The organism is Pontibacter kalidii (assembly GCF_026278245.1).
Classification (GTDB): Bacteria; Bacteroidota; Bacteroidia; order Cytophagales; family Hymenobacteraceae; genus Pontibacter; species Pontibacter kalidii.
The window spans coordinates 1,690,704-1,704,913 of record NZ_CP111079.1 but is presented as its reverse complement, the minus strand read 5'-3'; the positions used below and the strand labels follow the sequence as shown (position 1 = coordinate 1,704,913).

Below are 14,210 nucleotides of genomic sequence, written 5' to 3'. Positions count from 1 at the left end.
TTTTAGCCTCTTGTACTTATACTTTAGAAGTATAAAGTATAAACCAAGCCGCGCATCCCTATGATACAAACTAATTTTTTCTTCCGGCATAACCGCCGCAGGTTCCTCAAAGACCTCTCGTTAGCCTTTGGTGCGACCGCCGTGGGCGTTCCGCTGGCTTCCTTTGCCGCCTCCTGCCAGTCTTCCGGCTCAGAAAAAGCAGCAACCCAGACGCAGCAGACAGGGCAGCAACAGCAGCAAAAACTGGGAATAGCCTTAGTAGGCCTGGGCAGATACGCCACCCATCAATTGGCGCCGGCGCTACAGGAAACCGAGCATTGTTACCTGGCTGGCATCGTTACCGGCACCCCCGCTAAAGCAGCGGAGTGGAAGCGCAAGTATAACCTCCCGGACAAGAACATCTATTCCTACGACACCTACGACCAGATTGCCGATAACCCGGACATCGACATTATTTACATCGTGCTGCCCAATGGTATGCATGCGGAATATACCATCCGGGGAGCCAAAGCTCGAAAGCACCTTATTTCCGAGAAACCCATGGCTACCTCTGCCGAAGATTGCCGGCGTATGCTACAGGCCTGTCAAGAAAATAACGTGCGCCTCTCCATCGGGTACCGCCTGCACTTCGAGCCGCACAACCAGCGGGTAATGGAGCTGGGGCAGCAGCAAATTTATGGGCCGGTGCAGGAGATAGAGGCAGCTGACAGTTTTGTGTTCAGCGGCGATCCAAATGCTTGGCGCTTAGACAAAGAACTGGCTGGGGGCGGGCCCTTGATGGACCTGGGCATCTACTGTGTGCAGGGAGCAATTTATACGATGGGGGAGAACCCGGTGGCAGTGACGGCAAAGTATGGCAATGTAACCAGGCCGGAATATTTTGATGAAGTGGAGCAGTCTATTAACTGGCAGTTAGAGTTCCCTGGTGGCGCCAGGGCCAATTGCCGTACCAGTTACAACCAAAACGAAGGGCTTTTATCGGCCAAAGCTGAAAAAGGGTGGTGGCGGCTGGAGCCAGCCTACAGCTACTCCGGCATAAAAGGCGAAACGAGCGAGGGCTCTATGGAGCTGCCCCAGGTAAATCAGCAAGCCCGGCAAATGGACGATTTCGCCCGCTGCATACTGGAAAACAAGGAAACGCGGGTGCCGGGCGAAATGGGACTTCGGGATGTGCAGATTCTGGAGGCAATTTACCAGGCTGCCGAAACCGGCGAGCGGGTGGAGCTAAAGCTGTGAGCGGCAACAAAAAAGGGGCGGCAGAAAATATCCTGCCGCCCCTTTCTAAACTCTAAAGTGTATACTTCTTAATGATGCACACCGCCTTCGCCGTGCACGTGGCCGTGCGCAAGCTCGTCAGCCGTGGCTTCGCGGATGCTTTCCACTTTGCCTTTAAAGTATAGCTCCTTGCCCGCCAGCGGGTGGTTAAAGTCCATTTTTACCGTATCATCCGTTACTTCCACCACGCGGCCCTGCAGTTGGTTGCCTTCGCTGTCGGTCATCGGGATGTAGTTGCCGATCTCCAGCATATCTTCCGGCACAGCGCCCTCTACTTCGAAGGCGTTTTTAGGCAGGTCAACAATTGCGTTCTCGTCTTGGCCGCCATAACCTTCCTCGGCATCCAGTTTAAAGTCAAAAGTATCGCCAACCGACAAGCCATCGAGCTGCTCCTCGAACTGCTCCGGAAGACCGCTCATGCCGTAGATGAATACCATCGGCTGCTCTTTATCGGCTGTTTCTATCAGGCTTGGTTCGCCTTGCTCGTCCATGATGCGCAGTTCATAGGTAAGCGAGACTACTTTGTTTTTCTCAATCTTCATGTCTTATTTTTTAATGTTCGAGATTAGAAAGTTACGGATTTATATCCATACCTCTAAACTTTGTCCAATGTTTACAGGTTTTACGCCATTAGCTCCTGCAGCTCCCAGGCGCTTCGGTAGGCGTTTATACTTTCTACGTAAGTCAGGAACGAAGCGTAGAAAGGGTGTTGGCTAAGGGTGGCGCTATCGCCCACGATCACCAGCTTTTTCTTCGCACGCGTCATCCCCACGTTCATACGGCGCATGTCTGCCAGAAAGCCGATCTCTCCCTGCTCGTTGCTGCGCGTCATGCTGATGTAGATGATGTCGCGCTCCTGCCCTTGAAAGCTGTCCACGGTACCTACTGACAGGTGGCGCAGCTGCCGCAGCTCATGCAGCTTGGGCATGTGCTCCACGCGGTCCTCCAAATAGTTGATCTGGGCACGGTAGGGGGCAATAACGCCTATTCGCAAATGCTCTACTTCCTCGTCGGCGTGGCTGTAGTCTTTCAGCAGGTGTGCCAGGTGGTTGAGCAGCAGATTTGCCTCGTCGGGGTTGGCCGAGCTGCTGCTTTCCGGCGTTTCCACCTCGTTGTAGCCACATCCGGCCGTATCGACAAACTCCACGGCCAGGCCCGGGGCAAAGTGTGGGTTATACTCATGCAGGTCGCTGCTGTGCACGCTCTCGTGCGCCATCAGCTCCCCTTTGTAAAACTGCTGGTTAGAGAACTCCATAATGTGGTGGTGCATGCGGTACTGCGTCTTGAGCATCGTGGAGACATCCTGCTGCCGCTCAATGCATTTCTCAAACAGCGTCTTCCCCAAGCCTTTCTGCTCCGCCAGGAACGATTTTACCGTGGGGGGCAGCTGGCAGTGGTCGCCAGCCAGCACCACGCGCTTGGCCCGGGAAATCGGGATCCAGCAGGCCGGCTCCAGCGCCTGTGCCGCTTCATCTATAAACACGGTGTCATACTCCAGGTGGCGGATGGCTTTGTTGGCCGCGCCTACCAGTGTGCAGGTGATGACCTGTACGTTGTTGAGCAGGTCCTCGGTGATATACTCCTCTACACGGTCGGCTTCGTCGAGCAGGCGCTTGCTTTCCATTTTATACAGTTGCCGCTGCGCCCGCTCCTCATGCCCGAACTTACGCTTGAACTGGAAGGCCATTCGCTTATATTCTTCGGCCGTTTTGCGGTAGTCCTTCAGTGTTTTATAGGAACGGTGCGCCATTACCTGCGCGTCCAGCGTATGCTCCAGCAGCACATCCGATACGCGCGACGGGTTGCCGATGCGGATCACGTTCACCCCTTCGTTCGCCAGTTTTTCCGTTAGTAAATCTACAGCGGTATTAGAGGGGGCCGTTACGAGCAGGCGCTTCTGGGTTTGCAGGGTGGTAAGGATGGCCTGTACCAGCGTGGTGGTTTTGCCCGTGCCCGGAGGTCCGTGAATAATAGCCACATCCTTTGCCTGCACAATCCTGCGCACCGCCTCGTTCTGCGAGGGGTTCAGCGACGGGATCTCCTCCATGGTGGCATCAGTGAAGTGGGCGGGCATATCGCCTAGCAGGATATCGCGCAGCTCCGCCAGGCGGGTCTTATACGCCTCAATCACCTTCTTCATGGCAATCTCCATCTCGCGGTAGCTCATCTCATCAAAGGTGAGGTCAATACCCAGGCGACCATCGTCTATCCAGTCGGGCAGGTCTTCCTTGTTGGTGGCCAGCAACACCTTGTTGCGCTTCAGGCCCACAATCACACCGTTTATGTTCTGCCGCTCGCCGTTGTTGCTGAAAAGGGCCGCTGTCTTGCCCACCTGGAACAGGTGCAGCTGGTCGCGGTCCTTGGTGCGCTCCAACTCCACCACCACCTTGTTGCCGAAGCCTATTTCCTCCTTGGAAATGGTGACCGGGTACCAGCAGAAGCCCATGGCCTTGCGCTCGGCAATCGTGCTTTTCAGGCTCTTGATCTTATACTGCTGGCGGTCTTCTTCCTGTTCTATTTTAAGCAGGTCCTGTACCTGCTTCAGCTCTAATAATATGTCGCTCATGTATATCAAAAAGAAAGGCTGGGCGTTTTGCCCCAGCCTTTATACTTTAGTTTATGTTGTGCGGATAAATTCCGCGGATCTAGCTTTGTATCTGCAGCAGAAAGTATAACAAACACAGTGCCTTTATGATTCATGCCTGCCCCGGCAAAGTATACATCTATACTTTCTTTTTCTTACGCGATTTGGCGTTGGCCTTGTTCAGGCGCACCTGCAGGATAACGGCGTAGAGCAGCAGTATAAAAGCGCCCACTGCCAACACAGCTATCACCTTGTCTTTGCCATACTTTAGATCGTAACTGGCCTTTACCTGCGTCTGCAGCTCTGCCATTTCGCGGTCCTTTTTACGCAGGGTGCTCTCCAGCGTTTTCACCTCGCTCTTCAGGCTGCTGATCTGCTTCTCGAAGTTGCGCTGGTCCTCCAGGCTGAGCTTGCCCTCCCGCTTGCTTTGCACGGTGTTCTGCGCGTACTGCCGCAGGCTGTTCTCTTTCACAGCCGCCACCAGCTCCGAATCCAGGTTAATGATCTTCTTCAGTGTCTCTACGATGTTGAGCAGGTCTTTCTTGGATTGCGTACCCCAGAAGCTGCTGTTTTGCTGCTTGTAATACTGATACTCCAGGATCAGCTGCTCCCGCTCACTCATCAACCGCGACAGTTTGTCTTCTGCCGGCACCGGCGTCTCCTGCGCCTGTGCCCCCATAAACCACAAACTCAACACCACCAACGTAAATAGCTTTTTCATCATCACTCTCTATACTTAACCCACAATTTACACGCAAATATGGTCATCCTTATTGGATCGGGCCTAATTTATTTTTTAGGGAGGCGGTAGAAACAGAGCACCAGCACAGGCAACAGCAGCAGGTCGGCCACGACGGCAAACACCAGCGTCAGGCTCACGAACAGGCCCACGTAAAAGGTCGCATCGAAGGTGGAGAGCACCAGCGTCAGAAAGCCGCCCACCAGGATGCAGGACGTGATGATGATGGCCTTTCCCGTTGAAATAAAAGTGCCTTTGACAGCATAGGGCAACGATTTGCCTGCCAGTAGCTCCAGCTTTAGCTTACTGAGGAAGTGGATGGTATCGTCCACGGCAATACCGAAGGCGATGGTGAAGATAATGGACACCGTCACCGTCAGCTTCACGCCCATAAAGCCCATCATACCTCCAATCATCAGCAAAGGAATGAGGTTTGGGATCAGCGAGATGATGATCATCCTGAAAGAACGGAAGATCAGCCCCACAATCACTGCGATCACTCCGAAAGCGATGAGCAGCCCCCGCAACATGTTGGCCGTTACGTACTCATTGTTCTTGTCCATGAGCGGGGCGCTGCCGGTGAGGCGGGTCTGCAACACGCTTGGGTCTATGTTTTGCTGGATGAACGCCTGCAGGGAATCGTTGCGCAGGGTGGCACTGGCGCTACCGATGTCCTGCATGTTGCCACTCAAGCGGCCTTCTTTGCCATTCGGTGTAACCACGTGGCGGAGCTCACTGCGGTGGCGGAATGCCTGCAGGCGACTTTTTATACTTTGTAACTCTTTTCTGCTTTCCGGCAACGTATAAAACTCCTGCAGCCCGCCATTCTGCGCGCGGTGCAGGGTTTTCACGATGGTGGCAGGAGAGGTGATAAAGTTGAGGCCGTACGTATGCGTCAGGTAGCGTTCCAATTCCTCCACCTCCTGCAGCACCTGCGCATCAAACATGGTTCGGCCCTCGCCGGCGATCAGGTGCAACTCGAAGGGGCGCACGCCGGAGAACTTCTCATCAAAGTACATAAAGTCCCGGATCACTGGGTCATCGTCGCCGAGATCCTCCAGCATGGTGCTGTCTACTTTTATTTGGCTGATGCCCACTAGGCTCAGAAGTATAACGGTAGCACTGGAGGCAAGTATGGCTTTGGGGTGCTGCAGCACGAAACGGAGAATGCGCCGCATCAGGGTCGGCCACGAGTAACTTATTTTTCTGGCCCGCGACGGGTTGGGCGGCTTCAAGAGGAAAAGCAGGGCCGGCAACACCGAAAAGGCCAGCAGGTAGGCCAGGCCGATGGAGATGGCCGTGTATAGCCCGAAGTTGCGGATGGGTACAATGGCCGTTGTAAGCAGCGTGAGAAAGCCCACAGCGGTGGTAAAGGAGGTGAGGAAGGTAGCCATCCCCACTTCCTTTACCGTCAGTTTCAGGGCCTGAAGCTTGGGCGTGCCGTTGCCTGTCTCCGTTAGGTAGCGCGAGAGGATGTGCACCACATCCGACATGCCCACCACGAACATAATGGTGGGCAGCAGCACGGTCATCAGGTCGATAGGTTTGTGGAAGAGCCCCATCACACCCATGGCCCAGAGTACCGACAGCAGCACCACAACCACGGGCACCAGCACTCCCCAAATCGTTCGAAAGGCTAGCCACAGGAAGAGCAGGACCAGCACAATGGCCGCCGACATAAAAATAGCCAGCTCCACCTGCATCTTGTCTATAAACACCGATTGCGCCAGCGCTTTGCCGGCCACGTGCACTTCCTGCAGTTGCAGCTCCTCCAGCTGTTGGTTCAGCGCCGTCAGCAGCGTGTCGCTGGCGCCTTTGCTCAGGTTTTCGGTGGTCCGGACAAATAGCGAAACGGCCATGGCATCCTCTGAAAACAAAGTGCCGATCAGCTCCGGGGACGAATAGATGTGAACCGAGTCCTGCCCGTAGCGCTCCGGCTCATAGGGGTGCAGGTATGGGATCTCAAAATAACCGAATGGCTCGATCACTGGGCTTTTCACTGTGGTGGGAGAAAGGACCGCCTCCACGTGCGGCTGCCGCTGCAGGAAGCTGGTCAGGCTATCCACCTTCGTCAGGAAATTTTGATTGAAAAGGCTCTTGCCCTGATTGTCGAGACCGATGAGCAGGTAGTCGTTGTCATTGCCGAACTTATCACGGTAGCTGAAATAGTAAGCCAGGTCCGGGTCGCCCTTCGGAAAGAAGTTGTCGAAGTTATAGTCGAAGCGCAGGCGCAAGGCAAAGTATAAACTAATGGCCGAGAGCACCGCCACCGACAATAGCACCAGGTAACTTAGATTTCTATAGCTCAAGGAAGTATAAAACTGATTTTAATCATTGGGAGCAGTGCTCAGCAACGGTACATTTACGTCTGAAACAACTGCATAACTTTCTTTTTGTTCAAATAAAAACACAAGTTCAGAAGATGAAAAAACTAGCGCTAACCTTAACACTGGCCGGCTTTCTAGGAGCCGGCTTTGCCACACCTGCCATGGCCTGCAAAGACGGCAAATGCAAGATGGAGCACAACGCCAACGACAATACATCCGGGAAAGACAAGAAGAAAACCGCTAAAGCTGAAAGCTGCCACATGACCGCTGCCTCTGCCAAAGAAACTAAGTCCTGCTGCGCGAAAAAGGATACTGCCAAAGCTGCGGCTACAAAAGACAAAAAGGCGCAATAGTTCCTGCTATCACCTGTCTTAGCCTTCTGCCATCGCGGCAGAAGGCTTTTTGCTTCTTTGTGTATCCTTTACTCGAGGCAGATGAAGGCCATAAGATCTACCTGGAAGTTTGGCTCAATTCTTCCTTCAGGCAAATCACAATTTTCCTATCTTTATCCCTCCACAACAAATGAATCATACATGAAGCAATATTTAGACTTGATGCAGCACATCCTGGACACCGGGGTAAAGAAGGAGGACCGCACCGGCACCGGCACCCTGAGCGTGTTCGGCTACCAGATGCGCTTCGACCTGCAGCAGGGCTTCCCGCTCGTCACCACTAAAAAAGTGCACCTGCGCTCTATTATACATGAGCTGCTCTGGTTTTTAAAAGGCGATACCAACATTCAGTACCTGAAAGAGAACGGGGTGAGCATCTGGGATGAGTGGGCGGATGAGAACGGCGACCTGGGCCCGGTCTACGGCTCGCAGTGGCGTAACTGGCCCACGCCAGACGGCCGCCACATCGACCAGATCACGCAGGTAGTGAACCAGCTGAAGCACAACCCGGACTCGCGCCGCATCATTGTGAGCGCCTGGAACGTGGCCGAGATCGAGCACATGAAGCTGCCGCCTTGCCACGCCTTCTTCCAGTTTTATGTGGCCGAGGGCAAGCTGAGCTGCCAGCTCTACCAACGCTCCGCCGATGTGTTCCTGGGGGTGCCGTTCAACATTGCCTCGTATGCCCTGCTGGTGCTGATGATGGCGCAGGTTACCGAACTGGAACCCGGTGAGTTTATCTGGACCGGCGGCGACACCCACCTGTACCTCAACCACCTGGAGCAGGCACAACGGCAGTTAAGCCGCGAACCCCGGGAGTTGCCGCAGATGAAGCTGAACCCGGACGTGAGGGATATCTTTGGGTTTAGGTTTGAGGATTTCGAGCTGGTGAACTATAATCCGCACCCGGGAATAAAAGCGCCTGTGGCGGTGTAGGTTTCAGTCAAGAAAGGATAATTTCCGTATGTATGTCGGTTATTATCCTTTCAACTTAATCCTAACACCATGAAACTGAAATCCATACTTGCCCTGGCTTTTATACTTGCCTTCGTGCAGGTACAGGCACAGCAGTTGGCAAAGCCAGACACGCTTAAGACCAGCGGCGGCCCGCTGGTGATTCAACCGATAACGCATGGCACGTTGGCGTTAACCTACAAGGCCAAAACTATTTACGTGGACCCGTATGGCGGGGCGGATCTTTTTAAAGGGCTGCCCAAGCCAGACCTGATCCTGATTACGGACATCCACCCCGACCACCTGGACACCGCCACACTTGCCGCCCTGGAGACCGAGAAGGTGAGGATGGTGGTGCCGCGTGCCGTGGCCGAGCTTCTGCCGGAGAAGTATCAGCAGCAACTGGTAATCCTCGACAACGGCGGGCAAAGTATACAACAAGGCATTAACATTATGGCCCTGCCCATGTATAACCTTCCAGACACCGCCGATGCGCGCCACCCGAAAGGTCGGGGCAACGGTTATGTGCTGCAGATAGGCGATAAGCGTGTCTACATCTCCGGTGACACGGAAGGCATCCCCGAGATGCGCCGGCTGGAGAACATCGATGTGGCCTTTGTAAGTATGAACCTGCCCTATACCATGGATGTGGACCAGGCTGCAGATGCCGTGCTGGAGTTTCAGCCGAAGGTTGTGTACCCGTATCATTACCGCGGCCAGAATGGCTTTAGCGATGTAGAGAAATTCAAGCAGCTGGTAGGTGCAAAGAACAAGGGCATTGAGGTGCGCCTGAAGGATTGGTACCCGAATAAGTAAGCATACACATTACTAAAAGCAGCACTAAAAGCAGCAAAGCACAGGTCGTCAGGCCTGTGCTTTGCTGCTTTTTATACTTGGTTTGATTTAGGGGTTAGTGGACCACAGACCCGCCTCTTTCACGAACACGCGGCGGTTCAGTTTCAGCTGCGATACGATCAGCTCGGCAAAATCTTCCGGCTGCATCACGCGCTCGGGGTTGCCGTCAGTCAGCTTCAGGTCGATGGCCATGTCGGTGGCGACAGTGCTTGGCGTGAGCGTGGAGACACGGATATTATGCTTGCGCACCTCCTGCATCAGCGACTCCGACATGCCGATCAAACCAAACTTGGAGGCACTGTAGGCACTGGTGACAGGCGCGCCCTTCTGTCCGGCGGTAGAAGAAATGTTGATGATGTCGCCTGTCTGGCGCTCGATCATCTCCGGCAGCACGGCGCGGGTGACGTAGTAAGGCCCCAGCAGGTTCACCTTGATGATGCTTTCCCACTTCTCCGGCTCCATCTCCAGGAATTTGGCAAAGGCCCCCACACCGGCATTGTTGATCAGGATATCGATCGGGCCAAGCTGCTCACGCGCCTGGGCCACGGCGCTGTTCACGGCGTGTATGTCTGTTACGTCGGCCGTTACCACGGCTGCTGTCACACCCTTGGCCGTCACGGCCCCGGCCACTTCCTCCAGCTGGCTGGTGGTGCGGGCCATCAGGGCCACGTTCACGCCTTCTTCTGCCAGCGCCAGGGCAATGGCCCTGCCAATTCCCTTTCCGGCGCCGGTTACCAGGGCGTTCTTTCCTTTTATAGATTCCATATTTTTATGTTGAGTTTTGTTGCTGGGAATACAAGTTCATCGACCAAAATGTTTTAAGCCCCGGGCTTGTAGAGGAAACAAAAGCGTGCTGTAGCGAAGCGTCAGGAAGATCAAAAGGGAAGTGCAGCTGAAAAAAGGTTTATACCTGCATCCCCGCGCGAAGCTGCTCCACAAACGCGTCTTTTTGATGCAGTTGCGTGCCGTTTATACTTGCAATGGCGCGTATGCCCGTAACGTTGGCAGCAAAGACGGCGTCTGCCTGTAGCAGCTGCTCAGGGCTTTGCAGAACCTGCTGCGTTTTAATATCCTGGGCATGGCACCAGGCCAGAATATTCCGGCGCAGGATGCCGTTCACGCAGCCAGAGCTGAGATCGGAAGTATACAGCGTGTTTTCCTTTACCCAAAAGATGTTGGAGGAGATGAGTTCGGCCACCAAACCTTGCTGGTTCAGCAGCAGCATGTCGTCTTGTTGCCGGGCCTGTTTCTCCAGCCCGGCCAGTACATACAAGGGGGCATTTGGCCCTTTAACGTGCGAGAGGGAAGTATAAACGGTGTGGCTGTTCTGGCAGATGCCGATGTGTAGCGGCTCCTGAGAGGCAGGTGTGGCCGGCTCTATACTTGCCAGCCAGTTTACCTGGCTGGTCTGCGGGGTATACAGCCCGGCACCTGCGCGCCATACCTTCAGTTTTAAGCGGCCATACTTTTCGGCCTGTTGCTGGCGGGCCAGCTGCAGCAGTTTATCCTCCAAGGTAGGCTGAAGAAAGTATTCAGGAAGCTTCAGGTGTAAGGCCCCGGCCGCCTCGCGCATGCGCTGCCGGTGTTGGTCCCAAAAGCGAATGCGGCCGTTTGCAAGTATAGCGGTCTCAAAGAATCCATCATTATACTGAAAAGCCCTGTCTGTAAGGGGCAGGTGCCAGTCGGACTCCCGGAGAAGCTGATCGTTATAAAGTATGAACAAGATGCCGTTGCTTTGGTTAAGGTATAAATTTAAAGCATACGCAGGAAACATGTACCTGTAATTTCTAAAAAACCGCCCCGCGGGCATCGCGTAGTATAAAGTATAAAGCCTTCACTTATGATTATCAGGAATTTACTCTTTCTTTTTGCAGCCTTTTTTTGTTTTGCAGCCTGCTCCGAGGCAAACACTTCAGAACGGATGCAGATGACGGGAAGCGACGCCCTGGCGCAGGAGGAAGAGGACACAGTGGGGCTGCCAAGCGCTGTTTTTGCCGGCGGCTGCTTCTGGTGCACCGAAGCTTACTTCGAAAGGCTGAAGGGAGTGAAGGCCGTGATCTCGGGGTACTCGGGGGGTAAGGAGAAAAACCCAACGTACAAGCAGGTAAGCTCCGGCCTTTCTGACCATGCCGAGGCCGTGCAGGTTTATTATAACCCGAGCCAGATAACGTACCAGGAGCTGCTGGAGGTGTTCTTTGCCACCCACGACCCCACCACCCTGAACCGACAGGGCCCTGATGTGGGTAAACAGTACCGCTCCATCGTTTTCTACAAGACGCCGGAGGAAAAAAAGCAAGCGGAGGAATACATCAGGCAGCTGGAGGAGGCAGGCACTTACAAAAACAAGATCGTGACCCATGTGCAGCCCTTCAAAAAGTTCTGGATGGCAGAGGAGTATCACCAGGACTACTATCGCCGCAATCCCCAGGACCCGTACGTGGTGTCGGTGGCTATGCCGAAGGTGCGGAAGTTTGAGGACAATTACAGAGATAAACTGAAGCCGGAATACGTAAAATAGGCATAATATCTATTTTACTACAGCACACGTAGTAGAGGCAGGTTTATAATTTTCCAACATAACATAAAACTATGGGATTTATCATTGATTTACTCGTTAGTGCCGGCGTTATACTGCTGCTAGCTTATGTTCTGCCGAGCGTGCACGTAAAAAGCTTCTGGACTGCGCTCTGGGTGGCTTTTCTGATCGGTATCTTCAACGCCACCATCGGCTGGATACTGGGCGGAATACTGAACCTGGTGTCTTTCTTCCTGCTGGAGGCAATCGTCAGCATCATCGTCACGGCCCTCATGATCAAACTGGTAGACATGCTGGTGGGCAACTTTAAAGTAGACGGGTTTCTGCCCGCCATTATTATTGCCGTTGCCACGGCGCTGGCGCTCTACCTGGTGGGCATGGCCCGCGGCGGTGAAGACGATTATTCCCTGCAACAGCACGAGGAGCTTCCTAAGATAGAATATGTAGCTCAGGCTTAGGTCAGAAGGTATAAAATATAAAAGCCTGTGCCGCTTTCTGTGGCACAGGCTTTTATATTCCCCATTCAACTGTATCATAACTGCGGCAGCTGCTCCATCTCCTCAGGAGTGAAAATCCTGGAGCGGATGTGAAACCGCACGCCCAACGGTATTTCCAGGGAGAAGCTGGAGCCGCGGCCGGGGATCACGTCCAATGTTAACTGCGTGTGCTTCCAGTATTCGTACTGGTCGCGGGCGATGTAGAACCTGCAACCGTGCACCTCGCCCAGCAGCACATCGCTGTCGCCCACCATGAACTCGCCTTCCTCAAAACACATGGGCTGCGAGCCGTCGCAGCAGCCCCCGCTCTGGTGAAACATCAGCGGACCGTACTTTTCGCGCAGCTGGTCTATCACCGCCTCGGCGGCCTTGGTTACGCTCACGCGCTCTACCTTTTCCATAGGTTATACTTTAAAAAGGAAGCCCCACCGGCTTTGCACCGGCAGGGCTATACTTTAATTTACGTTAAAAGAAGCCCAGCTTGTTCCTGTTATAGGAGATGAGCATGTTCTTGGTCTGGCGGTAGTGGTTGAGCATCATCTTGTGGTTCTCTCTACCAAAGCCAGATTTCTTGTACCCGCCAAACGGCGCGTGCGCCGGATAATGGTGGTAGCAGTTCACCCACACGCGCCCTGCCTGGATGGCTCTCGGGATCTGGTAGATCTCATGTGCATCGCGGGTCCAGAGGCCGGCACCCAGGCCATATAGCGTGTCGTTGGCCAACTCCACGGCCTCTTCCGCCGTTTTGAAGGTCGTCACAGAGGTAACCGGGCCAAAGATCTCCTCCTGGAACACGCGCATCCGGTTGCTTCCCTTAAAGATGGTCGGCTGTATGTAGTAACCCTTCTCCAATCCATTGTTCAGGCTGGCCACGCCACCGCCCACCAGCACTTCAGCGCCTTCCTGCTTGCCAATGTCCATGTAGGAGAGGATCTTCTCGAACTGGTCATTAGAAGCCTGGGCCCCCATCATGGTGTCCTCAGCCAGCGGATGACCAACTTTAATGGCCTTGGTACGCTCCACCACACGCTCCATAAAGCGGTCGAAAATGTTTTCGTGCACCAGCATGCGCGACGGGCAGGTACATACTTCGCCCTGGTTGAGGGCAAACATCACGGCACCTTCCACGCATTTGTCAAAGAAATCGTCGTCGGCATCGGCTATGCTGGGCATAAAGATGTTCGGCGACTTGCCGCCCAGCTCCATGGTTACGGGCACCAAATTCTCCGAGGCATACTGCATGATCAGGCGGCCGGTGGTGGTCTCGCCGGTGAAGGCTACCTTGGCCACGCGAGGCGAGGAGGCAAGCGGCTTTCCGGCCTCCGGGCCGAAGCCCGTTACTACGTTCAGCACGCCGGCCGGCACGATGTCCTGTATCAGCTCCATCAGCAGCATGATGCTGGTCGGGGTCTGTTCGGCGGGTTTCATCACCACGCAGCAACCGGCCGCCAGGGCAGGGGCCATTTTCCAGGTAGCCATCAAGAGCGGGAAGTTCCAGGGGATGATCTGGCCCACCACACCAATCGGCTCCTGCAGGTTTATACTTATCGTAAACTCGTCGTGCTCCGACATGGAGCTCTCGTCGGCCCGGATAACGCCGGCAAAGTAGCGGAAATGGTCAATGCAGAGCGGAATATCGGCAGCGCGCGTCTCGCGGATGGCTTTGCCATTGTCCACGGTTTCGGCGCGGGCCAGCAGCTCGGCGTTCTGCTCGATAGCGTTGGCAATGTCGAGCAGCACTTTGCTACGGGCTGCCGCCGAGGTTTTAGACCAGGATTTGAAGGCTTGGTGCGCCGCGTCCAGGGCTTTGTCGATGTCTTCTTTGGTGCCTCGGGCCGCTTTGGTGAAGGGCTTGCCGTCGATGGGCGAGATGTTGTCAAAGTACTCTCCGTTGGCTGGGGCCACCCACTCGCCGCCGATAAAATGCTCATACTTTTCTTTGAACTGCGGCCGCTCCAGTACGGCAGACTGTTCCTGAGGCATAGCTACTGAATCCATAGGTTTTAGTTTTTAAGGTTTAAGAACGATACCCCAAGGTCCGTATTTGCCTT

14 protein-coding genes are annotated in these 14,210 nt (G+C 54.4%); 6 read left to right on the top strand and 8 right to left on the bottom strand.

Annotated elements, in window-relative coordinates; translation table 11 throughout:
* Nucleotides 1-60 precede the first annotated feature (60 nt).
* Nucleotides 61-1,236: a Gfo/Idh/MocA family protein gene (locus OH144_RS07310; protein ID WP_266205645.1), complete on the top strand. Its 1,176-nt coding sequence runs from the start codon at nucleotides 61-63 to the stop codon at nucleotides 1,234-1,236.
* A gap of 68 nt (nucleotides 1,237-1,304) precedes the next feature.
* On the opposite strand, the gene OH144_RS07305 is transcribed toward OH144_RS07310, so the two are convergent.
* The 4 genes from OH144_RS07305 to OH144_RS07290 all read right to left on the bottom strand — a co-directional run bounded on the left by OH144_RS07305 (nucleotide 1,305) and on the right by OH144_RS07290 (nucleotide 6,907).
* Complete coding sequence (locus tag OH144_RS07305; protein ID WP_266205644.1) at nucleotides 1,305-1,817, bottom strand: FKBP-type peptidyl-prolyl cis-trans isomerase; 513 nt, start codon at nucleotides 1,815-1,817, stop codon at nucleotides 1,305-1,307.
* A gap of 80 nt (nucleotides 1,818-1,897) precedes the next feature.
* The gene (locus OH144_RS07300; RefSeq protein ID WP_266205643.1) at nucleotides 1,898-3,841 is read right to left on the bottom strand and encodes an AAA domain-containing protein; all 1,944 of its coding nucleotides are present in this window, start codon (nucleotides 3,839-3,841) and stop codon (nucleotides 1,898-1,900) included.
* 157 nt (nucleotides 3,842-3,998) lie between these two features.
* Nucleotides 3,999-4,583, bottom strand: coding sequence for a hypothetical protein (locus OH144_RS07295; protein ID WP_266205642.1), 585 nt, complete (start codon nucleotides 4,581-4,583; stop codon nucleotides 3,999-4,001).
* 65 nt (nucleotides 4,584-4,648) lie between these two features.
* Nucleotides 4,649-6,907, bottom strand: a complete 2,259-nt coding sequence (locus OH144_RS07290) for an efflux RND transporter permease subunit (RefSeq protein ID WP_266205641.1) — start codon at nucleotides 6,905-6,907, stop codon at nucleotides 4,649-4,651.
* 113 nt (nucleotides 6,908-7,020) lie between these two features.
* On the opposite strand from OH144_RS07290, the gene OH144_RS07285 reads away from it, so the two are divergent.
* From OH144_RS07285 to OH144_RS07275, 3 genes are all read left to right on the top strand, one after another.
* On the top strand, nucleotides 7,021-7,278 hold the full coding sequence (locus OH144_RS07285) for a hypothetical protein (RefSeq protein WP_266205640.1): 258 nt from the start codon (nucleotides 7,021-7,023) through the stop codon (nucleotides 7,276-7,278).
* A gap of 180 nt (nucleotides 7,279-7,458) precedes the next feature.
* Nucleotides 7,459-8,253: a thymidylate synthase gene (locus OH144_RS07280; protein WP_266205639.1), complete on the top strand. Its 795-nt coding sequence runs from the start codon at nucleotides 7,459-7,461 to the stop codon at nucleotides 8,251-8,253.
* A 69-nt stretch (nucleotides 8,254-8,322) separates the two neighbouring features.
* Nucleotides 8,323-9,087 (top strand): MBL fold metallo-hydrolase, encoded by a 765-nt coding sequence (locus tag OH144_RS07275; protein ID WP_266205638.1) that lies wholly within the window; start codon nucleotides 8,323-8,325, stop codon nucleotides 9,085-9,087.
* An 87-nt stretch (nucleotides 9,088-9,174) separates the two neighbouring features.
* Here the strand turns inward: OH144_RS07275 and OH144_RS07270 are convergent, their stop codons facing one another.
* Together OH144_RS07270 and OH144_RS07265 are read right to left on the bottom strand one after the other, a co-directional pair.
* Entirely contained in the window at nucleotides 9,175-9,891 is a 717-nt protein-coding gene (locus OH144_RS07270; RefSeq protein ID WP_266205637.1) for a 3-ketoacyl-ACP reductase, read from the bottom strand.
* Between the two features lie 139 nt (nucleotides 9,892-10,030).
* Nucleotides 10,031-10,849 (bottom strand): aminotransferase class IV, encoded by an 819-nt coding sequence (locus tag OH144_RS07265; protein ID WP_266205636.1) that lies wholly within the window; start codon nucleotides 10,847-10,849, stop codon nucleotides 10,031-10,033.
* A 198-nt stretch (nucleotides 10,850-11,047) separates the two neighbouring features.
* Here OH144_RS07265 and msrA point away from each other — a divergent pair, with 198 nt between their 5' ends.
* Both msrA and OH144_RS07255 read left to right on the top strand, forming a co-directional pair.
* Nucleotides 11,048-11,644: a peptide-methionine (S)-S-oxide reductase MsrA gene (msrA, locus tag OH144_RS07260; RefSeq protein WP_266205635.1), complete on the top strand. Its 597-nt coding sequence runs from the start codon at nucleotides 11,048-11,050 to the stop codon at nucleotides 11,642-11,644.
* A 71-nt stretch (nucleotides 11,645-11,715) separates the two neighbouring features.
* Nucleotides 11,716-12,120 (top strand): phage holin family protein, encoded by a 405-nt coding sequence (locus tag OH144_RS07255; RefSeq protein WP_266205634.1) that lies wholly within the window; start codon nucleotides 11,716-11,718, stop codon nucleotides 12,118-12,120.
* A 74-nt stretch (nucleotides 12,121-12,194) separates the two neighbouring features.
* Here the strand turns inward: OH144_RS07255 and OH144_RS07250 are convergent, their stop codons facing one another.
* Both OH144_RS07250 and OH144_RS07245 read right to left on the bottom strand, forming a co-directional pair.
* The gene (locus OH144_RS07250; RefSeq protein WP_266205633.1) at nucleotides 12,195-12,560 is read right to left on the bottom strand and encodes a DUF779 domain-containing protein; all 366 of its coding nucleotides are present in this window, start codon (nucleotides 12,558-12,560) and stop codon (nucleotides 12,195-12,197) included.
* 64 nt (nucleotides 12,561-12,624) lie between these two features.
* Entirely contained in the window at nucleotides 12,625-14,157 is a 1,533-nt protein-coding gene (locus OH144_RS07245; RefSeq protein ID WP_266205632.1) for an aldehyde dehydrogenase family protein, read from the bottom strand.
* Between the last annotated feature and the right edge of the window lie 53 nt (nucleotides 14,158-14,210).